The 25,238-nt window shown below is 71.2% G+C and carries 17 protein-coding genes and 2 pseudogenes; 5 read left to right on the forward strand and 14 right to left on the reverse strand.

The annotated features are described in order from the left end of the window. Positions 1–250 precede the first annotated feature (250 nt). The 3 genes from NQU54_RS14220 to NQU54_RS14230 form a co-directional block, all read right to left on the reverse strand. A complete protein-coding gene (locus NQU54_RS14220; RefSeq protein WP_093703128.1) occupies positions 251–1,552 on the reverse strand; it encodes a M50 family metallopeptidase in 1,302 nt (433 codons plus the stop codon). Next, positions 1,549–2,811: a 1-deoxy-D-xylulose-5-phosphate reductoisomerase gene (gene dxr / locus NQU54_RS14225; RefSeq protein WP_257631390.1), complete on the reverse strand. Its 1,263-nt coding sequence runs from the start codon at positions 2,809–2,811 to the stop codon at positions 1,549–1,551. The genes NQU54_RS14220 and dxr overlap by 4 nt, the downstream gene beginning before the upstream one ends. A 186-nt stretch (positions 2,812–2,997) precedes the next feature. Further along, the gene (locus NQU54_RS14230; RefSeq protein WP_257631391.1) at positions 2,998–4,932 is read right to left on the reverse strand and encodes an acyl-CoA dehydrogenase family protein; all 1,935 of its coding nucleotides are present in this window, start codon (positions 4,930–4,932) and stop codon (positions 2,998–3,000) included. 289 nt (positions 4,933–5,221) lie between these two features. Here NQU54_RS14230 and NQU54_RS14235 point away from each other — a divergent pair, with 289 nt between their 5' ends. Continuing rightward, positions 5,222–6,238, forward strand: coding sequence for a LacI family DNA-binding transcriptional regulator (locus tag NQU54_RS14235; protein ID WP_257631483.1), 1,017 nt, complete (start codon positions 5,222–5,224; stop codon positions 6,236–6,238). Between the two features lie 94 nt (positions 6,239–6,332). Here NQU54_RS14235 and NQU54_RS14240 read toward each other — a convergent pair. Continuing rightward, positions 6,333–7,034, reverse strand: a pseudogene (locus tag NQU54_RS14240) (glycoside hydrolase family 12 protein). 13 nt (positions 7,035–7,047) lie between these two features. Continuing rightward, the gene (locus NQU54_RS14245; protein ID WP_372505875.1) at positions 7,048–7,353 is read right to left on the reverse strand and encodes a Beta-galactosidase C-terminal domain; all 306 of its coding nucleotides are present in this window, start codon (positions 7,351–7,353) and stop codon (positions 7,048–7,050) included. On the opposite strand from NQU54_RS14245, the pseudogene NQU54_RS14250 reads away from it, so the two are divergent. Beyond that, positions 7,286–8,583 (forward strand): annotated as a pseudogene (locus NQU54_RS14250) (glycoside hydrolase family 3 N-terminal domain-containing protein); the annotation flags it as partial. The gene NQU54_RS14245 and the pseudogene NQU54_RS14250 overlap by 68 nt on opposite strands. 125 nt (positions 8,584–8,708) lie before the next feature. Then, on the forward strand, positions 8,709–8,882 hold the full coding sequence (locus NQU54_RS14255) for a carbohydrate-binding protein (RefSeq protein ID WP_441005744.1): 174 nt from the start codon (positions 8,709–8,711) through the stop codon (positions 8,880–8,882). Between the two features lie 85 nt (positions 8,883–8,967). Here the strand turns inward: NQU54_RS14255 and NQU54_RS14260 are convergent, their stop codons facing one another. From NQU54_RS14260 to NQU54_RS14270, 3 genes are all read right to left on the reverse strand, one after another. Then, positions 8,968–10,428, reverse strand: a complete 1,461-nt coding sequence (locus NQU54_RS14260) for an aldehyde dehydrogenase family protein (RefSeq protein WP_257631392.1) — start codon at positions 10,426–10,428, stop codon at positions 8,968–8,970. A 289-nt stretch (positions 10,429–10,717) separates the two neighbouring features. Further along, on the reverse strand, positions 10,718–12,481 hold the full coding sequence (locus NQU54_RS14265) for a PucR family transcriptional regulator (protein WP_257631393.1): 1,764 nt from the start codon (positions 12,479–12,481) through the stop codon (positions 10,718–10,720). Between the two features lie 219 nt (positions 12,482–12,700). Further along, positions 12,701–14,869 (reverse strand): type IV secretory system conjugative DNA transfer family protein, encoded by a 2,169-nt coding sequence (locus NQU54_RS14270; protein ID WP_257631394.1) that lies wholly within the window; start codon positions 14,867–14,869, stop codon positions 12,701–12,703. A gap of 373 nt (positions 14,870–15,242) precedes the next feature. On the opposite strand from NQU54_RS14270, the gene gabT reads away from it, so the two are divergent. Both gabT and NQU54_RS14280 read left to right on the forward strand, forming a co-directional pair. Beyond that, positions 15,243–16,592 (forward strand): 4-aminobutyrate--2-oxoglutarate transaminase, encoded by a 1,350-nt coding sequence (gene gabT / locus NQU54_RS14275; protein ID WP_257631395.1) that lies wholly within the window; start codon positions 15,243–15,245, stop codon positions 16,590–16,592. Between the two features lie 102 nt (positions 16,593–16,694). Further along, a complete protein-coding gene (locus tag NQU54_RS14280) occupies positions 16,695–17,630 on the forward strand; it encodes a phosphatase PAP2 family protein (protein WP_257631396.1) in 936 nt (311 codons plus the stop codon). Positions 17,631–17,689: 59 nt separating this feature from the next. On the opposite strand, the gene NQU54_RS14285 is transcribed toward NQU54_RS14280, so the two are convergent. The 6 genes from NQU54_RS14285 to NQU54_RS14310 form a co-directional block, all read right to left on the reverse strand. Further along, positions 17,690–19,138, reverse strand: coding sequence for an NAD(P)/FAD-dependent oxidoreductase (locus NQU54_RS14285; RefSeq protein ID WP_257631397.1), 1,449 nt, complete (start codon positions 19,136–19,138; stop codon positions 17,690–17,692). A gap of 5 nt (positions 19,139–19,143) precedes the next feature. Then, positions 19,144–19,941 (reverse strand): ABC transporter permease, encoded by a 798-nt coding sequence (locus tag NQU54_RS14290; protein ID WP_257631398.1) that lies wholly within the window; start codon positions 19,939–19,941, stop codon positions 19,144–19,146. Continuing rightward, positions 19,938–20,993: an ABC transporter permease gene (locus NQU54_RS14295; protein ID WP_257631399.1), complete on the reverse strand. Its 1,056-nt coding sequence runs from the start codon at positions 20,991–20,993 to the stop codon at positions 19,938–19,940. The genes NQU54_RS14290 and NQU54_RS14295 overlap by 4 nt, the downstream gene beginning before the upstream one ends. Continuing rightward, positions 20,990–22,141, reverse strand: coding sequence for an ABC transporter ATP-binding protein (locus NQU54_RS14300; RefSeq protein WP_257631400.1), 1,152 nt, complete (start codon positions 22,139–22,141; stop codon positions 20,990–20,992). The genes NQU54_RS14295 and NQU54_RS14300 overlap by 4 nt, the downstream gene beginning before the upstream one ends. Positions 22,142–22,162: 21 nt before the next feature. Beyond that, positions 22,163–23,410, reverse strand: coding sequence for a polyamine ABC transporter substrate-binding protein (locus tag NQU54_RS14305; RefSeq protein WP_257631401.1), 1,248 nt, complete (start codon positions 23,408–23,410; stop codon positions 22,163–22,165). A gap of 66 nt (positions 23,411–23,476) precedes the next feature. After that, positions 23,477–24,997, reverse strand: a complete 1,521-nt coding sequence (locus tag NQU54_RS14310; protein ID WP_257631402.1) for a gamma-aminobutyraldehyde dehydrogenase — start codon at positions 24,995–24,997, stop codon at positions 23,477–23,479. Positions 24,998–25,238: the final 241 nt, after the last annotated feature.

Below are 25,238 nucleotides of genomic sequence, written 5' to 3' on the forward strand. Positions count from 1 at the left end.
TCGGCGCATCGCCACCCACGGGTACCGACCCCACCTGGATTTTCCGGCTGACCCTGCGCTCGGCGAGCTTGGCCGGTACGGACGGCATTCCTAGCGAAATCGCAGTCATCTGGTTCGTAACCCCAAGAAGGTGTGTGAGTTGCCGGAGATCAGCGGACTCCGATCTCCGAGATTACGTCACCGGCCATGGCGTGGGCACACCCCGCTCCTGAAGTCCACCCAAAGGTGAACTTCAGGACATCTCATGTCGTCAGGAGATTTTCACGGGGTTCACGACGTCCGCCACCAGGACGAGAAGGGTGAAGCAGATGAAAACTCCGGCGATCACGTACGCGACCGGCATCATCTTGGCGACGTCGAACGGGCCGGGGTCGGGCCGCCGGACCAGCCGGGCGGCATGGCGGCGGATGGCCTCCCACAGCGCGCCCGCGATATGGCCGCCGTCCAGCGGCAGCAGCGGAAGCATATTGAACAGGAACAGCGAGAGGTTGAACCCGGCGACCAGGAAGAGCATGGTCGCGATCCGCTGGGAGGGCGGGATGTCGAGGTTGGCGACCTCGCCGCCGACCCGGGCCGCGCCCACGACACCCATCGGGGAGTCCGCCTTGCGCTCGGCGTCCCCGAAGGCCGCGTTCCACAGGTCCGGGATCTTGGAGGGCAGGGCGATCATGGAGTCGATGCCGTCCTGGACCATGTTGCCCATACGGTCCACGGACTGCCCGAAGGACTGCTGGACCACGCCGTTGGCCGGGGTGAAGCCGAGGAAGCCGGCGGTGACGAACTCGCCCTCGACATAGCCGCCGTTACCGTCGGACTTGGCGACCTGGTTCTCTATGAGGTTGGCGTGCAGGGTCTTGCGGACGCCGTCCCGCTCGACGGTGATCGTGGCGGGGCCGGTGGTCCGGCGGATGTCCTGCTGGAGCGCGCCCCAGTCCGGGGTGCGGTGCCCGTTGAAGGCGACGATCTTGTCCCTGGGCTGGAGACCGGCGGCCTTGGCCGGGGAGTCCTTGGCGCCCTTGGGGCACTTGTCGGTGGAGGACGAGGCCGCGACCACGCACTGGGAGACCGTGCCCACACTGGTGGTCTGGGTGTTGACGCCGAAGCTCATCATCACCCCGACGAAGATCGCCACCGCGAGGATCAGGTTCATGAACGGCCCGGCGAACATCACGATCACGCGCTTCCACGGCTTGCGCGTGTAGAAGAGCCGCTTGTCGTCGCCGGGCTGGAGCTCCTCGAACGCGGCCGACCGGGCGTCCTCGATCATGCCGCGCCACGGAGAGGTGGAGCGGGCGGTGATCTTGCCGTCGTCACCCGGCGGGAACATCCCGATCATGCGGATATAGCCGCCGAGCGGGACCGCCTTGATGCCGTACTCGGTCTCGCCCTTCTTCCGGGAGAAGATCGTCGGGCCGAAGCCGACCATGTACTGCGGCACCCGGATACCGAAGAGCTTGGCCGTGGAGAGATGGCCCAGTTCATGCCAGGCGATGGAGATCAGCAGGCCGACGGCGAACACCACTATGCCGAGGACCGTCATCAGTGTCGTCATGCGCGATCCTCCGGGGTCGCCTTCGCCGCTCGGGCGGCCAGTTCCGTTGCGCGGGCGCGGGCCCATGTCTCGGCCTCGAGGACGTCCGCGACGGTGAGCCGGGTTCCCACGGCGGGGGTGCCGTGTTCGGCCACCACCTCGGCGACCGTATCGACGATTCCGTTGAAGGGCAGCTTTCCGTCAAGGAAGGCGTCCACACACTCCTCGTTCGCCGCGTTGAAAACGGCCGGGGCGGTGCCGCCGAGGTCGCCGACCTGGCGGGCGAGCCCGACCGAGGGGAACGCCTCGGTGTCGAGGGGGAAGAATTCCCAGGTGTGGGCCTTGGTCCAGTCGCAGCCGGGCGCGGCGTCCGGCACCCGCTCGGGCCAGCCGAGGCCGAGCGCGATGGGCATCCGCATATCGGGTGGGCTCGCCTGGGCGAGCGTCGAGCCATCGGTGAATTCAACCATCGAGTGGATATACGACTGGGGGTGGACCACCACCTCAATCCGTTCGAAGGGAATGTCGTACAGCAGATGGGCCTCGATGACCTCGAGGCCCTTGTTGACAAGGGTCGCGGAGTTGATCGTGACCACCGGGCCCATGTCCCACGTGGGGTGGGCCAGCGCCTGCTCCGGGGTGACCGAGGCCAGCTCCCGCTTCGTCCGGCCGCGGAACGGACCGCCGGAGGCGGTGACGACCAGCTTGCGGACCTCTTCGCGGGCGCCGCCGAGCAGCGCCTGGAAGAGCGCGGAGTGCTCGGAGTCGACGGGGACGATCTGACCGGGCTTGGCGACCGCCTTGACCAGGGGGCCGCCGACGATGAGCGATTCCTTGTTGGCCAGCGCCAGCACCCGGCCCGCCTCCAGGGCGGCCAGGGTCGGCGCCAGGCCGATGGAGCCGGTGATGCCGTTGAGCACGGTGTGGCACTGGGAGCGGGCGAGTTCGGTGGCCGCGTCGGGCCCCGCCAGGATCTCGGGGAGCGGCTCACCGGCGCCGTAGAGCGCGCTCAGCGCCTCGCGCACCTCGGGCACCGCCTCCGGACGGGCGACCGCGACCCTGTCCACCCGCAGCCGGTGGGCCTGCTCGGCGAGGAGCCCGGCCCGGCCCCCGGCGGCGGACAGGCCGGTCACGCGGAAGCGGTCGGGGTTGCGCAGCACCACGTCGATGGCCTGGGTGCCGATCGAACCGGTGGAGCCCAGGATCACGATGTCGCGCACGCTCGCCGCGGCGGTGGCCGCCGGATAGCGCAGATGCGGGTCAGCCAGGGATTCCGTCATTCCCCCATTGTGGCGGCAAGGGGTGACGGCTCGGTGACAAGCCCCGGGATCCGGCGATCGCGGGCCCCAGCGGCTGCTCAGCGCATGTTCCGGCGGCTCCTCCGCGGCTCTCCGGGCTCCTCGTCGGTTCCTCCGCGACTTCTCGGTGGCTCCTCTGCGACTTCTCGGTGGTTCCTCGCTGGTTCCTCAGCGGATGGGGCGGTGGACGTTCTGTTTGTCGGTCGGGCCGGGGGTGGCGTCGGCGATCCAGGGGCCGTCGCCGCTGGGGTCGAGAACGCCCTGCTCGAGCCATTCGTACGCCCCGGAGAGCACCCCGGAGACCACCTTGCGGTCAAGGTCGTCGGTGTTGGTCCACAGCCGTGCGAAGAGCTCGTCGGCGCGGATCCTGGCCTGCCGGCAGAACACATCGGCCAGCTGATAGGCGGCGGCGCCGTGGTCACCGCGGGAGCGCAGCATCTCGGCCCGTACACAGGCCGCGCTCATCGCGAACAGCTCCGCGCCGATGTCCACGATCCGGCTGAGGAAGCCCTGTTTGGTCTCCATCCGGCCCTGCCAGCGGGACATGGCGTAGAACGTGGAGCGGGCCAGCTTGCGGGCCGAGCGCTCCACATAGCGCAGATGCGGTGAGAGGTCCCGATGCCCCGCCGGGTGGAATTCGGGGTAGGCGCCGGGCAGTTGGCCGGGCCCGGTGAGCAGACCGGGCAGCCAGCGGGCGTAGAAGCCGCCGGCCTTGGCGGCCGCCTTGCCCTTGTCCTGGAGGGACTTGTCGGGGTCGATGAGATCGCCTGCCACCGACAGATGGGCGTCCACGGCCTCGCGGGCGATGAGGAGATGCATGATCTCGGTCGAGCCCTCGAAGATCCGGTTGATGCGCAGATCGCGCAGCATCTGCTCGGCGGGGACGGCCCGCTCCCCGCGGGCGGCCAGCGAGGCCGCGGTCTCATAGCCCCGGCCGCCGCGGATCTGGACCAGTTCGTCGGCCATCAGCCAGGCCATCTCGCTGCCGTAGAGCTTGGCGAGCGCGGCCTCGATGCGGATGTCGTTGCGCTCCTCGTCGGCCATCTGGGAGGCGAGGTCGATGACGGCCTCCAGGGCGAAGGTGGTCGCCGCGATGAAGGAGATCTTGGTGCCGACGGCCTCGTGCTCGGCGATGGGCTTGCCCCACTGCTCACGGGCGGCGGACCATTCGCGGGCGATCTTCAGACACCACTTACCGGCGCCCGCGCACATCGCGGGCAGCGACAGCCGTCCGGTGTTGAGCGTGGTCAGCGCGATCTTGAGCCCCGCGCCCTCGGGGCCGATCCGGTTGGCGGCCGGGACCCGGACCCGGTGGAAGCGGGTGACGCCGTTCTCCAGGCCGCGCAGCCCCATGAAAGCGTTGCGGTTCTCGACGGTGACGCCTTCGGAGGCGGTCTCGACGACGAAGGCGGTGATGCCGCCCTTACGGCCCTCGGAGCGCGGCACCCGGGCCATCACCACCAGCAGGTCGGCGACCACTCCGTTGGTGGTCCACAGCTTGACGCCGTCCAGGAGGTAGTCGTCGCCGTCCGGCACGGCGGTGGTGGCCAGCCGGGCCGGGTCGGAGCCCACGTCCGGCTCGGTGAGCAGGAAGGCCGAGATGTCGGTGCGGGCGCAGCGCGGCAGGAAGAGGTCCTTCTGCTCCTGGGTGCCGAAGAGCTTCAGCGGCTGCGGTACGCCGATGGACTGGTGGGCGGAGAGCAGGGCGCCGATCGCCGGGCTGATGGAGCCGGCCAGGGCCAGGGCCTTGTTGTAGTAGACCTGGGTGAGGCCGAGGCCGCCGTACTTGGTGTCGATCTTCATGCCGAGCGCGCCGAGTTCCTTGAGCCCCTTGATGGTCTCGTCGGGGATCCGCGCCTCGCGCTCGATACGGGCGGCGTCGACCCGGGTCTCGCAGAACTCGCGGAGCTTGGCGAGGAAGGTCTCACCGCGGCGCACATCGTCCGGGGCGGGGGCGGGGTGCGGATGGATCAGATCGAGTCGGAAGCGGCCGAGGAAGAGCTCCTTGGCGAAGCTGGGCTTGTGCCATAGCTGTTCGCGTGCGGCCTCGGCGACCTGGCGGGCTTCACGCTCGGACACCGGCCTGACGGAGGATGCGGTCATCGGTGCTCCCTTGCCGCGAATGACGATCTCGTGACATTACCGGCACGTACCGCTGCCAGTGTGCATCCGGTCCGACGGGACGGCAAAGCGGGAGGACGCCGGGATCCGGAAGTTGGCGCGAGATTGCCGCGGGAGCGGGCACCGGAAGGCATAGGCCGGGCGTCGAAGCGCTTCGACGACTATGGACACCCCTGCGCTATGGGTTTACCGTCAATCCACATGGCCAGCGGAAAGAGACTCGGCCATGCGTCGAAGCGCTTCACAATCCCATCGGATGGAGTCAGCCCGCATGGTCACCCTCGCCGAGGTCGCCCGCCACGCCGGAGTCTCCGCCAGCACGGTGAGCTACGTCCTCAGCGGCAAGCGGTCGATCTCCGCTCCCACCCGCGAACGCGTCGAGCACAGCATCAAGGAGCTCGGCTACCACCCCAACGCCGGAGCCCGCGCGCTGGCCAGCAGCCGCTCCAACATCATCGCGCTCATGGTGCCACTGCGGACCGATATGTATGTGCCGGTCATGATGGAGATCGCCATCGCGGTCGCCACCACCGCACGCTCCCACGGCTATGACGTCCTGCTGCTCACCGGCGAGGAGGGCCCGGCGGCGGTGCGCCGGGTGACCGGCAGCGGGCTCGCCGACGCCATGATCGTGATGGATGTGGAGCTGGAGGACGAGCGGCTGCCACTGCTGCACGCGGCCCGCCAGCCCACCGTACTGATCGGGCTGCCCGCCGACACCGTCGGCCTGACCTGCGTCGATCTGGACTTCACCGCCACCGGTGCACTGTGCGCCGAACATCTGGCGGAGCTCGGCCACCGTGAGATCGCCGTCGTCGGCGAGGCCCCGGCCGTCTACGAGCGCCACACCGGCTTCGCCGAGCGGACCCTGGAGGGGCTGCGCCGCCGCGCCGGTGAACTGGGGGTGCGGCTGCTGCACCGGGCGTGCGAGGGCAGCTACGAGTCCATGGACGGCACCCTCTCCCGGATCTTCGACGAGCGGCCCGGCACCACCGCCTTCGTGGTGCAGAACGAGGCGGCCATCGATCCGCTGCTCAGCCTGTTGCGCCGGCAGGGGCGCGCGGTCCCCGAGGACGTCTCGGTGGTCGCCGTCTGCCCCGAGCAGGTGGCCACCCAGGCGTCGGTGCGGCTCACCTCGGTGGCCATCCCCGCGCAGGAGATGGGGCGGCGCGCCGTGGAGCTGGCGGTGGCGAAGCTGGCGGGCGGCGCCCCCGAGGAGCAGGTGACCCTGCTCGCCCCGGAGCTGACCGTACGGTCCAGCTCGGGCCGGGCGCCCGGCGCGCCTTGACCCCGCCCCCGCGCCCGCCGTTCCCAGGCGGTGTACCCGGTGGCGTACTCGGTGACGTACCGCCGCCGTGCGGGACGGCGGCGGTACGCGGGCGTCAGCTCGCGTTCACCCCGAAGCTGTTGGTCCGGAAGTCCAGACCGCCGGACGAGGAGGTGATCTCATAGCCGAACTGGACGTCGCCGATGGTCACATCGCCGAACCAGCCCTTGGTGTTCTTGATCCAGTTCACGATGGGCTTGATGTCCACGGAGCCGGAGGTGGAGTTCGAGGTGCGGATGAACGAGAAGACCTCGTTGGCGCCGTTGCTGCCCTTGTAGACGCTCCAGGTATGGCCGCCGAGGGTGACATCGCCCTGGGCGGTGCCGAGCGGGCCGACCGGGCCGGTCTTGTTGACCCAGAGCATGATCTCGTAGTCGTAGTTGGTGTCCCAGATGTCGTACGAGGTGTTGTACGCGCCCGAGGACGGCACCGTGACGTTGTAGCTGCTGGTCAGGGTGGAGATGGCGCTGATCTACCTACCGACGACCTTCTTCGCGTTGGGGTAGGACTTGATACCGCCGGTGTTCGGGTGGTCGGCCCACACTCCCCAGTCGCTGTAGGAGTTGGCCCAGATGGTCTGGGATCCGGCGCCGGAGCCCCAGATGTTGTTGTAGAGGGTGTAGCCGCCGTTGGACCAGGTGCCCCACTGATCCGAGGAGGACCAGGTGGCGGCCTGGGCGGGGGCGGCGGCGAAGCCGATCAGCGCGAGTAACGCGATCAGCGGGGTCAGGAAGAGCGTTCGAGCGGCTCGTTGCACGGGACCTTCCCTTTCAGATGGCGGATTCGGGCGGAGCCAGGACCATGACCGCGAAGCGGTCCAGCCGGACGCCGGTGTGGTGCGTACGCCCGGTGAGCAGATCCGTCCGCGGGGACGGAAGGGGGACGGCCGCCGGGGTGCGGCCGTGGTTGAGGAGGAAGGGATACGGGCCGCGCCGCACCGCCTCGACGCCTTCGGGGAGTCCGGGCAGCGCGGGGGCCGGCCCCGCCTCCCGCCGGGGCGCACCGCGCTGGCGCACCGCGCCCGTCCTCAAGCACTGGCTGGCGCACAACAACGAGACCGACCGGGACACCACCACCTCCTCCTCGGTCCGGCCGCGAGTACTGCACGAATACGATCTGGCGGCCTTCCGCGGGGCGGTGCGGGCGGGTGCGGTGGCCGGGGTGATGCCCGCGTACAACCTGGTCAACGGGCGGCCCAACCATGTCTCCCCGTATTTGCGCGAGCAGCTGCGCACCTGGACCGACCAGGAGCTGGTGGTCTGCTCCGACGCGGGCGCTCCGTCCAATCTGGTCGACTCCGAGCACTACTTCGACACCCATGAGGAGGCCATCGCCGCGGCCCTGCGGGCGGGGGTGGACAGCTTCACCGACCACGACCAGGACGTGTCGAAGACGATCGCACGGGTGCGGGGCGCCCTGGAGCGCGGGCTGATCGACGCGTCGACGGTGGACACGGCGGTGCGGCGGCTGCTGACGATGCGGTGTGCGCTGGGCGAGTTCGACGAGGCCACCGGTGGGTCGGGGAAGGGCTTCGGCGGGCCGGGGCCGGGGGCGGGCGCGTCGGCGGATGGCTCCGGCGGCGCGACGGAGGGATCGGGGCACGGCTTCGACGGCGCCTTCGACACGCCCGCCCATCGCGCCCTCGCCCTGGGGGCCGCCGAACAGGCCGTGGTCCTGCTCACCAACGACGGTCTGCTGCCGCTCTCCGAGAGCGCCGTACGCACCCTCGCCGTCGTCGGTCCACTCGCCGACGAGTGCAAGCTGGACTGGTACAGCGGCAGTCTGATCCGCCGCAGTTCGCCGCGCGAGGCGCTGGCCGAGCGGCTCGGCGCGGACCTGGTGGTGTTCGCGGAGGGCCCGGACACCGTACGGCTGCGTGCGGCGGCCGGTTGGGTGCGGGTGCCGGACGCGGCGGCGGGGGACGGGGGCTCGGAGGAGGGTTCGCTCGACCCCGCGCATCCGGCGGGCCGTACCGATCTGCCGCCGCTCACCGTGGGCGACACCCCCACCGAGCTGTCCCTGGCCGACTGGGGCGGCGGTGTGCTCACCCTGCGCGCGCCCTCCGGGCGCTATCTGACCGTGGCCGAGGACCGCTTCGTCCGCGCGACGGCCGAGCGGCCCGGGGGCTGGGTGGTCCAGGAGACGTTCACGCTCGAAGCGCACCGCGACGGACACCTCCTCAGACACTTGGGGACCGGTGGCTACGTCTGTGTCGCCGCGGGCGGGCTGAAGGTTGCCGAGCGTGACAGCGGCGAGGAGGGGCCGTCTTCCGGCTGGAGGTCGTCGAGCGTGGCGAGGACGCGGTGCCTGCCGTGCCGACGCGGTCGGCCGCCTGCTCTTCCGCGTCTGCGACTTCGGCGCGGGGGCCACGTCCCTGACCGTCGAGGCCGCGAACGCCCCGGCCGGGGCGGGGGACGGTGCAACGGTCGCGGTGCATCTGGCCGACGGCACCGCGCTGGCCACCGCCGTCCCGCCCACCGGCGGCCCCTACGCCTACACCACGGTCCGCGCCGATCTGCCCACGCCGCCGGCCGGAGTGCGGGACCTGCACCTCACGCTGCGCGGCGGCGGTCTGAGACTGGCCCGTCTCGGCTTCTCCGGTTGAGGGTCCGGAGCGGCCGGGACGGGTCTCGCCCATGCGTCGGGCCCCGCCGTGGGGGCGGGGCCCGGCCGGGGACCGGCGGGGTGGCTCAGAGGTCGAGGCCGGTGAGGACCATGACCCGCTCGTAGGTGTAGTCCTCCATCGCGTACCGCACGCCCTCGCGGCCGACACCGGACCGCTTGGCGCCGCCGTACGGCATCTGGTCGGCGCGGTACGAGGGCACATCGCCGACGATCACGCCACCGACCTCCAGCGCGCGGTGGGCGCGGAAGGCGGTTTGCACCTCGCGGGTGAAGACGCCCGCCTGGAGGCCGTACTTGGAGTCGTTGACGGTCGCGAACGCCTCGTTCTCATCCGTCACCTTGTGCAGGGTGAGCACCGGGCCGAAGATCTCCTCGCAGGAGACGGCGACATCCGCGGGGACGTCCGCGAGCACGGTCGGGGCGTAGCCGGAGCCCTCGCGCTTGCCGCCGGTCAGCACCCTCGCACCGGCCCGGACGGCCTCGTCGACCCAGGACTCGACGCGCTTGGCGGCGTCCTCGCTGATCAGCGGGCCGACATCGGTGGCGTCATCGGTCGGGTCGCCGGTGACCTGCGCCTCGACGGCCGCGACGATCTTCGGCACCAGCTCCTCGTAGACGGACGCGTCCGCGATCACCCGCTGTACGGAGATGCAGGACTGTCCGCCCTGGTAGTTGGAGAACGTGCCGATGCGGGTGGCCGCCCAGTCGAGGTCGGCGCCGGAGGAGTAGTCCGACAGGACGACCGCGGCGCCGTTGCCGCCGAGCTCCAGGGTGCAGTGCTTGAGCGGCACCGACTCCTTGATCGTGTAGCCGACCTTCTCCGAACCGGTGAAGGAGATGACCGGCAGCCGCTCGTCCTGGACCAGCGCGGGCATCCGGTCGTTGGGCACCGTAAGGACGCTCCAGGAGCCCGCCGGGAGCTCGGTCTCGGCCAGCAGCTCGCCGAGGATCAGCGCGGACAGCGGGGTCGCGGGCGCCGGCTTGAGGATGATCGGCGTACCGACGGCGATCGCCGGGGCGACCTTGTGGGCACTCAGGTTCAGCGGGAAGTTGAACGGCGAGATGCCGAGGACGGTGCCGCGCGGGAAGCGGCGGGTCAGCGCGAGCCGCCCGGTGCCACCGGCGTCGGTGTCCAGCCGCTGGGCCTCCCCGCTGTTGAACCGGCGGGCCTCCTCGGCGGCGAACCGGAAGACGGAGACGGCGCGGCCGACCTCACCGCGCGCCCACTTGATCGGCTTGCCGTTCTCGTCCGAGATCAGCCGGGCGATCTCCTCGCCGCGCTCGGCGATACGGCGCGACACATGGTCCAGCGCGGCGGCCCGGACATGGGCGGGAGTCGCGGCGAACTCCTCGCGCACCGCGTCGGCCGCGGCGACGGCCTCCTCGATCTGCGCGTCGGTGGGGACGCTCACCACGCCGACGCGGCGGCCGTCCCAGGGCGAGGTGACCTCGATCGTGCTCTCGCCCGTCGCCTCGCGGCCGGCGAGCCAGAACGCATGGGTGACAGCTTCGTTTGTGTCTGGCACAGCGGATCCCGACCCTTCTGAAGTGGTATCTCTCCTTCCACCGTAGGCGCGCCCGGCCCGCTCGGCGTTTGTCCGAGGCGTAGCAGTCGAGGCCGCACGCGCTCCGCTATGGCGTGCCCGGTTCGGGAGAGACCGTGCCCGATTCGGGAGAGACGGGGACGAGGTGGTCGGGTCGGGGGTGAGGTGGTTGGGGGCGAGGTGGCCGGGGGCGGGCGGGGCGAGGTGGCCGGGATGTGGTGGCCGGAGCCGGGCGGCGCGAGGCGGTCGGCTGGTGGCGGAGGTGCGCGTTTCAGGCCGAGGTGCCGGAGGCCGTGGCCTTGAGGGCGAGCCACAGCTCCATGCGGACGTCCGGGTCGTCCAGGGAGCGGCCCAGGATCTCCTCGACGCGGCGCATCCGGTAGCGCAGGGTGTGCCGGTGGACGCCGAGGTCGGCGGCGGCCGCGTCCCATTGGCCATGCCGGGAGAGCCAGGCGCGCAGCGAGGCGACCAGATCGCCCCGGCCGGTGGCGTCGTGCTCGTGCAGGGCGCGCAGCATGCCGTCGGCGAACGCCCTGACGGCGTCGTCGGCGAGCAGGGGCAGTACGGAACCCGCCGCGACCTGCTCATGTTCGACCAGCATCCGGCCGCGGCGGCGCGCCACCGACAGCGCCTGCTCCGCCTGGCGGTAGGCGGCCGCGGCGGCGATGGGGCCCGCGGGGGCGGACAGCCCGATGACGAGCTCGTCACCGCTGGGCGCGGCGGCGGTGCGGCCGCGGGGGCGGGCCTTGGTGCCGCGGCGGCCCTCGACGGTCCGGGCGTGCTCGGCGCATGCCGTGACCGCCGCCCCGCCGTCGGGGGCCAGCACGATGAGCCGCCCACCGTCGGGGACGACCAGCACGGACTCGCCGGTGCGGGCCGCGGCCGCCTCCATGATGTCGATGAGCGTGGCGAGGGGGTCGCACGCCTCGGCTTCGCCCGCGGCCGTGCCGGCGCTCGTGCTCGCGGTTGTGGTCGTTGCGGCTTCCGTGGGGGCCTCGTCCGCGGCGGAGGGCGCGGCGTGGGGCTGCTGGGCCGCGCCGCCGCCGGACGGCACCTCGGCGACCAGCATCCGGAACGGCGCGTCGAGCAGCCCGCCGTACAGCCGCCCGGCGACCGCCCGGGCATGGTCGGGTTCGCCCGCGAGCAGCATCCTCAGCACGGCGCCGCCGAGCCGCTGCTCGGCGTCCTGTAGGGCGCGGGAGCGCTCGGTGGTCAGGGTCAGCAGCGCGACCGCGGAGTGCACGGCGTAGCGCTCGGCGGTGCCCAGCGGCGCGCCGGTACCGACCGCGAGCACACCGCGGATGCGGCGCCCGGTGCCCAGCGACTGGAGCTCCACCCGGTCGGCGACGGCCGTGTCCTCGGCCGGTTCGGCGCCCGCGGCCCCGGCCGCGCAACCCCCGCCGACCACGATGCTCGCGGGGCCGGGGCGGGAGCGCAGCCGTTCGACGTCGGCGGTAAGGCGAGCGGCGCGGCGGGCGGCCCAGTCGGGGGCGGCGGCGACCACGGAGCCGGAGGCGTCGTAGAGCGCGGCCCAGCCGTCGAGGTGGGCGGCGAGCCGGGCGAGCAGCGCGGTGGGCCCCTCGGCGCCGATGGCGGCGCGGGTCAGCTCGCGCTGCGCCTCGAACCCGGCGGTCACGGCCCGGTACTGGTCGGCGGCTATGGCCGCGGAGACGGCCTTGCTGATGGCGATGAAGGGGGTGGGGCGGGGCACGCCGATCAGCGGCAGCCCCTCCTCCTTGGCCGCCGCGGCGAGCGCGGGCGGCACCTCGGCGTACTTGACGCCGAGCGCGAAGCCGAGCCCGACCACACCCGCGCCCACCAGCCGCCGCACATAGCGACTCATCTCCTCCGGGTCGTCGGCCTCGATCTGCATCGCGGTGATCAGGAGCAGTTCGCCGCCATCCATATAGGGCACGGGGTCGGCGAGCTCGCTCACATGCGCCCAGCGCACGGGCGTCTCCAACCGGTCTTCGCCCGCGAGAACGGACAGCTTGAGACCGGGGTGGCGGACCAGTGAGGCGAGCGTGGGAGGCATGGCACCTTCGATGCGAATGCGACGACTTCACCGTCCCGTATGAACGGCTACTGCCGATTCTGCCTCAATGGAGGAATACGCGGAATTGACGGCCTGATTTCGCCATCGGTCTGGCCGTGACGCTGCGGTTCCGGTTGCCCCGGCCGCCGGTGAACGGGGCAACCGGGGCGGGACACCCAACCACGACGAACAGGACGAACGGGACGACCGGGCATCAGGTCATCCCCGGAGGTCCACCAGCACCGGCGGCCCGCCCTCGCCCCTTACGGAGGTCACCGACAGCACCGCATGCCCGGCGGGAACCGCATGGGCCAGTTCGGAGGCGGACCAGCGCTCGCGCTCCACCGTCCGTACGGTCACCGACTGGGTGGTCACCGCCTTACCGGTGACGACCTTACGGATGAAGTGCAGCACCTTGGTGAACGGTTCGTCGGCGATGATCTGCCGGTCGGTGACATCGCGCGTCTCGACCCACTCCGTGCCCCACACCTCCGCGAACCGCGCCCCGTCCCAGGTCGTCACCCCGGCGCAGGCCATCCGGCAGCCCACCGCGCCGAGCAGGGCGCTGCGCAGTCCCTCCGGGACGTCGTCGAGGGTGCGCAGGGTGAGCACCGCGCCCGCGTGGGCGGAGCGGAGCCGCTGGATACCGCGCAGGGCCTCGGGGGTGATGGTGTGCGAGGCGTCGTCGAGGACCAGGCAGGCGAACAGCGAACGGTCGGCGCGGCCCACCGCGCACTCGGTGAACTGCGCCAGGACCAGCCGCGCCAGCATCCGCGACGCCTCCGCGTGGCCGCGCTCGGGCAGATCGATACGGACCCGGAGGGGGTGCTCGAGGGCGCGGAGGGAGAACGGACGGCGGTCGCCGGTGGTGTCGAAGAACTCGGCGAACGCGGGCCGGTCCAGCAGCGCGATCCGGTCCGCGAGCAGCGCACCCGCGTCCCCGGGCGTGCCCGACTGCCGCACCCGCGCCTCCAGCTCGCGGGCCTGCGCCCGCTCCCCGGCCTCCTCCAGCGCCTCGCGCAGCGCGTTGACGGCCGTCTTGGAACCGTCCAGCAGCTCCCGCAGATCCGGGACGGACGGGAAACGGCCGTGGGCGGCGCGGTAGGGGCCGAGCAGCTGGGCCAGCGCGGTGGCGGCGCGCCGGCTGTCCCCACCGGGCAGCGAGGCGGCCATGTCGCCGATCAGGGCTTCGGCGAGGATGCCCGCGGCCTCGTCGGGGTCGGTGGTGCCGCCGTAGAGGTCGAAGTCGTAGCCGGAGTCGGGCCGGCCGATCTTCACGACGACGTCGAACGCCTCATCCGCCCCGAGCCCGGCCCCCGCCGCCCCGACCGCCACGACGGCGACCTGTCCGGCGAGCGCCTGAAGACACAGCGACTCCACGACGGGCCGCACCACCCGCCCGGTCTTCCCCGAACCGGGCGGTCCCACCGCCAGCAGCGAGGTGCCGAGCACATCGGGATCGAGCGCGAGCCCGACGCCGCGGTGCTGGTAGGGGTTGCGGGAGTCTTCGAGGGCGGTGCCGAGGCGGACCTGATGGGCGAGGAGATCATGACGCGCGGTCCGGGCGGGCAGATCCCGCGCCCCGGACGGGTGGCCGTACGAGGCGGCGCCGTGGCGCAGCACGGTGTCGGTGAACGACGCGAGGGAGTTCCGCCCCGCCCGCACGGACTGCCAGGCGCGCTCGATCCGGGCGTGGTCGACGTCGTTCATCGCCCCCGCCCGCGCGTCCGCCGCCAGCCGATCAGCCGCACTGTGCGCCCCCGCGGCCCGCAAGTGCGGCCACTCCACCGGATCCCCCTCCGGCCGCCTCGCGACGGCCGCCTCGGGATCGGGCTCGTCCCAGGCCCGCCGGAAGAGGGGCGCGACGTAACGGCGCCAGACTTCGGGCCAGTGGCCGACGCGACCGAAGATCACGGCGAGCACCCCTGCGAAGATGACCTGGTAGATGCGCCAAGCCCAGACGAACGCCATTTTGTCGCCACCTTCGACCCAGGACTCCGGGGTCAGCAGGTACAGCGGCCAGAGGTAGAAGCTGCCGAAGTACTCGTAATAGATCAGCGACCAGACCAGCCAACCGCACAAAGCCGAGATCAGCGCCCCGCCCAGCAGCCGCTGCCCCGGGATCCGATCCGGCTCCTCCGGTGCCCTCGTCTTGTGCTCGTACGTCCACACTCCCGGCGCCGCCTCGGGCCGCGGAGCGCGCAGCCAGGCGACGAACGACGGCCGGGCGGCGGGCCCCGGGGCCTGGGCCGCGCCGGGGGCCGCCGGGGGCACGGTCGGCGGCATCGGCGGTGGGGCCGTGGGGAAGGAGGGCGGGGATTGCGGGGGCGGGGGTGGGAGGCGGTCGTGGCGTGCGCTGCGTGGGTCGAACGTGCCCTCGGTGTCCATGTGCTGCCCCTTGCCCCCTGACCGGCTGTTCCTCGGCTTTCGCGCCATCGCTCAATCTAGTGTTCCCGCGCGGGGAGTTCAGCGACCCGGGCGGTGCCGTCTCACTCGCGGGGCCCGTAAAGCGGTCATGGGACCCGTAATGCGCTCACGCGGTCCGGTAAGGCGCCCGCGGCGGTCCGGTAAGGCCGTCACGCGGTCCGGTAACGCGCTCGCGGCGTCCGTAAGACGGCCGCGCGATCCGTAAGGCGGCCGCCGGGCTATGGCCGTCGCGGACAAGGCAACACGCGCACTGCTCCCGAACGGAACATGCCTCATCCGCCGCGGCGCCCCTAGCCTGCGATTAAAGCCCCCGTACTTTCCCCTGGAGCCCCTCATGACCGAACTGTCCGGAGGCCCGTCCCTCCCCCAGGAGCGTCGCGTCGTCACCGCCATTCCCGGCCCGAAGTCGCAGGAGCTGCTCGCCCGTAAGAACGCCGCGGTCGCCGGCGGGGTGGGGAGTGTGCTGCCGGTCTTCACCGTGCGCGCGGGCGGCGGTGTGATCGAGGACGTGGACGGCAACTCGCTGATCGACTTCGGTTCCGGTATCGCCGTGACCTCCGTCGGCTCCTCCGCGGAGGCCGTCGTGCGCCGGGCGTCCGCACAGCTGGCGGACTTCACGCACACCTGTTTCATGGTCACGCCGTACGAGGGCTATGTGGAGGTCTGTGAGGAGCTGGCGCGGCTCACGCCCGGCGACCACGCCAAGAAGTCGGCGCTGTTCAACTCGGGCGCCGAGGCGGTGGAGAACGCGGTGAAGATCGCCCGTTCGTACACCAAGCGCCAGGCGGTCGTCGTCTTCGACCACGGCTACCACGGCCGGACCAACCTCACCATGGCGCTCACCGCCAAGAACATGCCGTACAAGCACGGCTTCGGCCCCTTCGCGCCCGAGGTCTACCGCGTTCCGCTCGCCTACCCCTACCGCTGGCTGACCGGCCCGGAGAACTGCGCCGAGGAGGCCGCGGCCCAGGCCATCGACATGATCAGCAAGCAGGTCGGGGCGGAGAACGTGGCCGCGATCATCATCGAGCCGGTGCTCGGCGAGGGCGGCTTCATCGAGCCCGCCAAGGGCTTCCTGCCCAGGATCGCGGAGTTCGCCAAGGCCAATGGCATCGTCTTCGTCGCGGACGAGATCCAGTCCGGATTCTGCCGCACCGGCCAGTGGTTCGCCTGTGAGGACGAGGGCATCGCCCCGGACCTGATCACCACCGCCAAGGGCATCGCGGGCGGTCTGCCGCTCGCCGCCGTCACCGGCCGCGCGGAGATCATGGACGCGGCGCACTCCGGCGGTCTCGGCGGCACCTACGGCGGCAACCCGGTGGCGTGCGCCGCGGCGCTCGGCGCGATCGAGACGATGCGCGAGCTGGACCTCAACGCCAAGGCCAAGCGCATCGAGGAGGTCATGAAGGGCCGCCTCGGCGCGATGCGGGAGAAGCACGACATCATCGGCGACCTCCGCGGCCGCGGCGCCATGATCGCCATCGAACTGGTGAAGTCCGGCACCAAGGACCCCGACCCCGAGGCCACGGCCGCCGTCGCCAAGGCGTGCCACTCGGCCGGGCTGCTGGTGCTGACCTGCGGAACCTACGGCAATGTGCTGCGTTTCCTGCCGCCGCTGGTGATCGGCGAAGATCTCCTGAACGAGGGTCTCGACATCCTCGAGAGCGCCTTCGCCGAGCTGTGACTGTGAGTGATCGATGGGTGGCGTGAAGAAGATGTGCGGGGCCGATGACAGGTGGGTGATCGGTCTGTCCGCCGGGGCTTCGCTGCCGTACGGTCATTGCAGATGAGAGAAACACCCCGCTCGCAGGGGACTGCGGGCGACGCCGAGCCGGTGCTTCCCCAGCCCCGACCCGGCTGTGCCCTCGCGCACACCACTGGAGCCTCCGGCTCCGGATCTCCTCACCGATCGGACGGCCGCCCGCCCCAAACCCCCCGGGGCGCGCGGCACACCGGTCGCCACGGCGGCCCCGGAACCACCCCCCCTGTTCCGGGGCCGCCGACTGTTCACCCTCCTTCCGCGCCACGGGCGCCCTTCCGCGCGCCCCTCGCGCTGAGCGCACCGCCTCTCGCGCTGATCGCGCCCCTCGTACCGATCGCGCTGCTCGCGCTGTGCACCTGGCAGATCGCCGCCCACGGCCCCCTGCGGACCTACGACGAACGGCTCGGCCGCGCGCTCGCCGGCTCGGCGTTCCCCTCCCCCGTCGCCGAGTTCCTCGCCGACCTCGGCAATACGGCGGTGGCGGTCCCCGTCCTCGCCGTCGCCCTCGGCCGGGCGGCGTGGTGCGCCCGGCGCGCGGCAGAGCCGCGCTGGTGGCTGCCGCCGCTGGCCGCCGCGGTGGCGATGGCGGTGGTTCCGGCCCTGGTGGTTCCGTTCAAGGCGCTGATCGACCGCCCCGGGCCGCCCGGCCCGCTGTCGGGCGAGAGCGGATTCTTCCCCTCCGGCCATGCCGCCACGGCCGCCGTCGCCTACGGCGCGGCGGCGCTGCTCCTCCACCCGTTCCTCCGCCCGCGGCTGCGGCGGCCCCTCCTGGTGGCCGTCGCCGTGCTGAACGTCGCCGTGGCCGCCGGGCTGGTCCGGCGCGGCTACCACTGGCCGCTGGACACCGTCGCGAGCTGGTGCCTGTGCGGTCCGCTGCTGTGGACGGTGCTCAAGGTGACCTGGTCGGGCCGCTCGGGCCATGTGGACCGGTCCCGGGCCATACGGGACGCCTCGGGGTAACCGCACCGCGGCCCGCCCACAGCAACATCCGGGCGCCGACCATCAGCTGACGACGGCCCTCAGCTGTCGAAGCCCAGCCCCACCTTGTCCATCGCCTTCAGCCACAGATTGCGGCGCCCGCCGTTCTCGTCGGCCCGTGTCATGGACCACTGGGTGATGCCGATGCCCGCCCAGCGCACCGGCTCCGGCGGGAAGGGCAGGGGTTTGCTGCGGACCATCTCCAGGCGGGTGCGCTCGGTGCGCTCGCCCGCGAGCAGATCGAGCATCACCTCGGCGCCGAAGCGGGTCGCCCCGACGCCCAGGCCCGTATAACCGAGGGCGTAGACCACCCTCCCCCCGTGCGCGCTGCCGAAGAACGCGGAGAAGCGCGAGCAGGTGTCGATGGCGCCGCCCCAGGCGTGGCTGAAGCGCACGCCCTCCAGCTGCGGGAAGCAGCGGAAGAAGTGCTCGGCGAGGGTGCGGTAGGTGGCGGGGTGGTGATCGTATTCGGCGCGCACCCGTCCGCCGTAGCGGTACACGACGTCGTAGCCGCCCCACAGGATGCGCTGGTCGGCGGTGAGCCGGAAGTAGTGGAAGTGGTTGGCGGTGTCGCTGAGTCCCTGCCGTCGCCGCCAGCCGATCGCGTCGAGCTGCTCCGCGGTGAGCGGTTCGGTCATCAGCGCGTGGTCGTAGACGGGCGCGATGTACGGGCGGACGCGGCGCACCAGGGAGGGAAAGGCGTTGGTGGCGAGCGCCACCTGGCGGGCGCGGACCCGGCCGTAAGGGGTGCGGACGGCCATGGCCGCCCCGCTGCTCGCCAGCCGTTCGGCCGGGGTGTGCTCGTAGATCCGTACGCCCATCTCGGCGCAGGCCCGGGCCAGGCCCCAGGCGAGTTTGGCGGGGTGCACCATGGCCACGCCCCGGCGGTCCCACAGCCCGGCGAGGAAGGTGGGCGAGTCGACCTCGGCGCGTACCGCGTCACGGTCGAGGAATTCCTGCTCGCCGACGCCGAGTTCGGCCGCCAGCTCGGCGGCCTCGCGCAACTCCGCCACCTGGTGGGGCGCGGTGGCCACGTCGATCTCGCCGGTGCGTTCGAAGTCGCAGCCGATGCCGTAGCGCTCGACGGCGGACTCGATGGCGTCGAGGTTGTGGTGGCCGAGCCGTTCGAGTTCGGCCAGTTCATCGGGCCAGCGGGCGGCGCCGTTGCCGAGGCCGTGGGTGAGGGAGGCGGCGCAGAAGCCGCCGTTGCGCCCGGAGGCGGCCCAGCCGATCTCCTGGCCCTCGACCAGGACCACCTCGCGGTCGGGGTCGCGCTCCTTGGCGATCAGGGCGGTCCACAGCCCGCTGTAGCCGCCGCCGACGACGAGCAGATCGCAGCGCTCCTCGCCGACGAGGGCGGGGCGGGGGCGGGGCCGGCCGGGGTCGTCCAGCCAGTACGGCCGGTATGCGGCGTCGGCCAGGGACTTCAGGGCGGACGGGTCGGGGGCGCCGTCGCCCCCGGACGAGCGGGTCATGGCGTCCGTGGCCATGGTTCTCAGCTCCTCTTGCGGCGGGCGCCGGCCAGTTGGCCGACGAGTACGCACAGCACCGCGACGGCGAACATCGCCGTTCCGATCACATTGATCTGCACGGGCGTGCCGCGCTGCGCGGATCCCCAGACGAACATGGGGAAGGTCACGGTCGAGCCGGCGTTGAAGTTGGTGATGATGAAGTCGTCGAAGGAGAGCGCGAAGGACAGCAGCGCGCCCGCGGCGATGCCGGGCGCGGCGATCGGCAGGGTGACGCGCAGGAAGGTCTGCGCCGGGGAGGCGTAGAGGTCCTGGGCGGCCTGTTCCAGCCGGGGGTCCATGGACATCACCCGTGCCTTGACGGCCGTCACCACGAAGCTCAGACAGAACATGATGTGGGCGATGAGGATCGTCCAGAAGCCGAAGTCCACGCCCATGTTGAGGAAGAGGGTGGCCAGCGAGGCGGCCATGACGACCTCGGGCATCGCCATCGGCAGGAAGATCAGGCTGTTGACCGCGGGCCGGGCCCGGAAGCGGTAGCGGGCCAGCGCGAAGGCGATCATCGTGCCGAGGACAGTCGAGCCGATCGTCGCCCATACGGCGATCTTCAGGCTGAGCGAGAGCGAGCCGCACAGGTCGGCGACGCCGCACGGATCGGTCCACGCGTCGGTGGAGAACCGCTGCCATTCGTAGTTGAAGCGGCCGTTGGGCTTGTTGAAGGAGAAGACCAGGACGACGACGTTGGGCAGGATCAGATATGCGAGGGTGCCGATCCCCGCGATGATCACCAGGTTCCGCCGTATCCAGCGAGTCAGGGCCGTCACACCAGGTCCTCCGTCCCGGACTTGCGGATGTAGACGGTGACCATCGTGAGGATGGCCGCCATGAGGATGAAGGACATCGCCGCCGCCGTCGGATAGTCCAGCACCCGCAGGAACTGCGACTGGATGACGTTGCCGATCATCTTCTGGTCGGTGGAGCCCAGCAGTTCGGCGTTGATGTAGTCGCCCGCGGAGGGGATGAAGGTGAGCAGCGTGCCCGCGACGACGCCCGGCATGGACAGCGGGAAGGTCACCTTCCGGAAGGTGGTGAAGGGCCGGGCGTAGAGGTCCCCGGCGGCCTCGTGCAGCCGGGGGTCGATGCGCTCCAGGGAGGTGTAGAGCGGCAGGATCATGAAGGGCAGGAAGTTGTACGTCAGCCCGCAGACCACCGCGAGCGGGGTGGCCAGCACCCGCTGCCCCTCGGTGATCCCCAGATAGCTGGTGACGTCCAGGATGTGCAGCGAGTTCAGCACGCCCACCACCGGGCCGCTGTCGGACAGGATGGTCTTCCAGGCGAGGGTGCGGATCAGGAAGCTGGTGAAGAACGGCGCGATGACCAGGATCATCACCAGGTTGCGCCAGCGGCCCGCCCGGAAGGCGATGAGGTACGCGAGCGGATAGCCGAGCAGCAGGCACAGCACGGTGGCGGTGGCGGCGTAGAGCACCGAGCGCAGGAACTGCGGGTAGTACTCGCTCAGCGCGTCCCAGTAGGTCTGGAAGTGCCAGGTGACCTTGAAGCCCTCTTCGAGGGAGCCGGTCTGGACGGAGGTCGACGCCTGGTAGATCAGCGGCGCGGCGAAGAAGATCAGCAGCCAGAGGATGCCGGGGAGCAGCAGCCAGTAGGGCACCAGCCGCTTGCGGACCGCGGGCTTGATCAGGGGCGGCTTCTGTACGGGCCCGGCGTCCGGCGCGGTTTCGGGAGCGGCCGTAACCGACCCCCCTGCCCGCTCGGTCCCGGCGCGCTCCGACGCGCGGGCTTCCCTCGTCACTGCTCGCTCCTTCGTCGCTGCGCGGCTCCTCAGTCCAGCCCACGCGGCGCGCCGGGACACGCTCATGGGGCCTCCTCGTCCAGCTCCGTACCGGCGTCGATGTCCTGGGCCGCGTCGAGGCCGAAGGTGTGGGCGGGGTTCCAGTGCAGAACGACCTCGGCGCCGGGGACGAGCCGGGCGTCGCGCTCGATGTTCTGCTCGTAGACAGTGATGTCGGGGGAGCCCGGGGTGGTGATGAGGTACTGGGTGGAGACGCCGATGAAGCTGGAGTCGGCGATCCGTCCGGTGATCCGGTTGCGTCCCTCCGGCACGCTCCCGGCGTCCTCGGCATGGGCCAGGGTGATCTTCTCGGGGCGCACTCCCACCAGCACTTTCCCACCCGTGCGAACGGGAGCGCTACATCGGTCGGCGGGCAGCGAGAGCTTGCCGCCGGCGGCGGTGAGCACGAGGTCGCCGCCGCTCTTGTCGGTGATCTCGGCCTCGATGAGGTTGGAGGTGCCGAGGAAGTTGGCGACGAAGGTGGTGCCGGGGTTCTCGTAGAGCTCGGCGGGGGCGCCGCGCTGTTCGACCCGGCCGCTGTTCATCACCGCGACCGTGTCGGCCATGGTCATGGCCTCTTCCTGGTCGTGGGTGACATGGATGAAGGTGATGCCGACCTCGGTCTGGATGCGCTTGAGCTCCAGCTGCATCTGACGGCGCAGCTTGAGGTCGAGCGCGCCCAGCGGCTCGTCGAGCAGCAGCACCTGGGGGTGGTTGATCAGCGCGCGGGCCACGGCCACGCGCTGCTGCTGGCCGCCGGAGAGCTGCTGTGGTTTGCGGCGGGCGAAGTCACCGAGCTGGACCAGCTCCAGCATCTCCTCGACCTGCTTCTTCACCGATTTGATGCCGCGCCGGCGCAGTCCGAAGGCGACGTTCTCGAAGATGTCGAGATGCGGGAAGAGGGCGTAGCTCTGGAAGACCGTGTTGACGGGCCGCTTGTGGGGCGGGAGGTCGGTGATGTCCTCACCGGCGAGCCGGACCGTTCCGGTGGTGGGGTCCTCCAGGCCCGCGATCATGCGCAGGGTGGTGGTCTTGCCGCAGCCGGAGGCGCCCAGCAGGGCGAAGAAGGAGCCGGCGGGTATGTGCAGATCGAGCGGGTGGACGGCGTTGAAGGACCCGTAGGTCTTGCTGATCCGATCGAGCCGGACATCGCCGCCGGAGGTGGGCTGGGTCATGACGGTGCGCTTCCTCGCTTGTCAGGCTCCGGTGAGCTTGGCGAACTTGTCCTCGAATGCCGTCTCTTCCTTGCTCGAGAGCGAGCGGAAGGCGTGGGACTTGGCGACCATCTCCTCGTCCGGGAGGATCAGCGGGTTGTCCGCCAGCGCCTTGTCGATCTTCGCGAGCTCCTCGCGCACCCCGTCGACCGGGCAGACGTAGTTGATGTAGGCGGCGATCTTCGCGGCGACCTTGGGCTCGTAGAAGTAGTCGATGAGCCGTTCGGCGTTCCTCTTGTGGCGCGCCTTGTTGGGGACCAGGAGGTTGTCCGTGGCCGTCATATAGCCGGCGTCGGGGATCGTGAACTCGATCTCGGGGTTGTCCGCCTGGAGCTGGATCAGGTCCCCGGCCCAGGCCATACAGGCGGCGATGTCGCCCTTGGTGAGGTCGCCGGTGTAGTCGTTGCCGGTGAAGCGGCGGACCTGGCCCCGGTCGGACGCCTTCTGGAGGCGGGCGATGGCGGCGTCGTAGTCGTCGGCGGTGACCGTCTCGGGGCGCTTGCCCATGTCCAGGAGGGTCAGCCCGACGGTGTCGCGCATCTCGGTCAGCAGCCCGACCCGGCCCTTGAGCTTGGGGTCCTCCAGCAGCTGGGAGACGGAGGTGACCTTACGGCCGCCGGTGGCCTTCTTGTTGTACGCGATGACGGCGGGGATGCCGCTCCATGCGTAGGAGTGGGCGCGACCCGGGTCCCAGTCCGGAGTGCGAAAGGATTTCGCCAGGTTGGTGAAGGCATGGGGCAGCTGCGCGGGATCCAGCGGCTGTATCCAGCCGAGCCGGATCATCCGGGCGGCCAGCCAGTCGGTGACGCAGATGAGGTCGCGGCCGGTGTCCTGGCCCGCGGCGAGCTGCGGCTTGATCTTGCCGAAGAACTCGACGTTGTCGTTGATGTCCTCGGTGTACTTGACCTTGATGCCGGTGCGGCGGTGGAACTCGTCGAGCGTCGGATGGCGGTTGCCCTTGCCGACGTCTATGTACTCGGTCCAGTTGGAGAAGTTGATCCTCTTCTCCTCGGCGGAGTGGTCGTCGGACGCGTTGTCCACCTCGGTACGTCCCGCCGGCGGGATACCGCAGCCGCCGAGCGCCCCGAGCCCGCCGACGGCGATCGCCCCGGCGCCACCCGCACGCAGCAGGGAGCGGCGGGTGAGTGCCATACGGCCGCTGGTCAGGGAGCGCCGTATCGCGGCGATCTGCGGTGGGGACAGGCTCTCGGCCTCGTGCCGTTCTTCCATAAGCTGTGCCTTTCGAGGGTGTCGGCCGGTGGGGCCGGCCGAGGCCACGCGGAGGTGGCCGCACATTCAGGTCTGTCGGTCCCCGAAGACCGTGCGGTGCCAGTCCTTGCGGACCACCGCGGTGTTGTCGAACATCACATGCTTGACCTGCGTGTACTCCTCGAAGGAGTACGCCGACATGTCCTTGCCGAAGCCGGACGCCCGCACACCGCCGTGCGGCATCTCGCTGATGATCGGGATGTGGTCGTTGATCCAGACGCAGCCCGCCCGGATCTCGCGGGAGGCGCGGCCCGTCCGGTAGACATCGCGGCTCCAGGCGGAGGCGGCGAGGCCGTACGGGGTGTCGTTGGCGAGCGCGATGCCCTCGTCGTCGCCGTCGAAGGGGAGGACGACCAGGACCGGGCCGAAGATCTCGGACTGGACGATCTCGCTGTCCTGGGGCGCGCCGGTGATCAGCGTGGGCCGGTAGTAGGCGCCCTTGGCGAGGTCGCCGCCCGGGGCTTCGCCGCCGGTGACGACGGTGGCGTAGCCGCGGGCCCGGTCCACGAAGCCCGCCACCCGGTCGCGCTGGCGGTGGGAGATCAGCGGGCCCAGGTCGGTGTGCGGATCGAAGGGGTCGCCGAGCCGTACGGACGCCATGAGATCGGCGACGGCGGCCACGAACGCGTCGTACAGCGGGCGCTGCACATACGCGCGGGTGGCCGCGGTGCAGTCCTGTCCGGTGTTGATCAGCGCGCCCGCGACGGCACCGTGCGCGGCGGCCTCCAGATCCGCGTCGTCGAAGACGACGAAGGGCGCCTTGCCGCCGAGTTCGAGGTGGATCCGCTTGACGGTGGAGGTGGCGAGTGCGGCGACCCGCTTGCCGACCGCCGTCGATCCGGTGAAGGAGGTCATCGCCACGCCGGGGTGGGAGACCAGATGCTCGCCCGCCCCGGGGCCGGTGCCGCTCACCACGTTGACGACACCGTCCGGGAGGCCCGCCTCCGTGGCCGCCTGCGCGAACATCAGCGAGGTCAGGGGCGTCAGTTCGGCGGGCTTCAGCACGATGGTGTTGCCCGCGGCGATGGCCGGGAGGACCTTCCACGCCGCCATCTGGAGGGGGTAGTTCCAGGGGGCGATGGAGCCGACGACGCCGATGGGCTCACGGCGGACGTACGAGGTGTGGTCACCGCTGTACTCGGCGGCGGCCTTGCCCTCCAACTGGCGGGCTGCGCCCGCGAAGAAGGCGGTGTTGTCGATGCTGCCGGGCACGTCGAACTCGGTACTGAGCTTGATCGGCTTACCGCATTGCAGCGACTCGGCGTGGGCGAGGTCGTCCGCCCGCTCGGTGAGCGCCGCGGCGAAGCGGTGCATCGCGTCGGACCGCTCACCGGGGGTGGCGCCCGCCCACTCGGGGAAGGCGGCCTCGGCCGCGGCCACGGCGGCGTCGACATCGGCCGCGCCCGCGAGCCGATAGCCGAACACCTGCTCACCGGTGGCCGGGTCGACGACCGGGTGCGTCTCCTCGGAGCCGCCCTGGCGCAGACGGCCCGCGATGTACTGGGCACCGTCGGCGAACCGCTCCGTCACGTCGAACCGCTGATCCATCGCGCTCTCCTCCGCCGGTCCGCCCCGAAAGAGGCGCGGCGTAGCTCCAACCGGAATCGAAGGCCGATCCTGACAGAGAGACTCCGCATCAACAAGGGATTCCGTTGTTGCTTTTTGGTTTCGCGACGGATTCAGTGCTCAGAGTGGCTCTGGCGTCACCGTTTCCGAGCCGGATTCGGGTCCTGGCTACGGGATCCGGACTGCGGGATGGGGCGGCCGGGGCCGGAGCGGTGGGAGCGGC

The organism is Streptomyces malaysiensis subsp. samsunensis, assembly GCF_024519315.1.
GTDB classification, from domain to species: domain Bacteria; phylum Actinomycetota; class Actinomycetes; order Streptomycetales; family Streptomycetaceae; genus Streptomyces; species Streptomyces malaysiensis.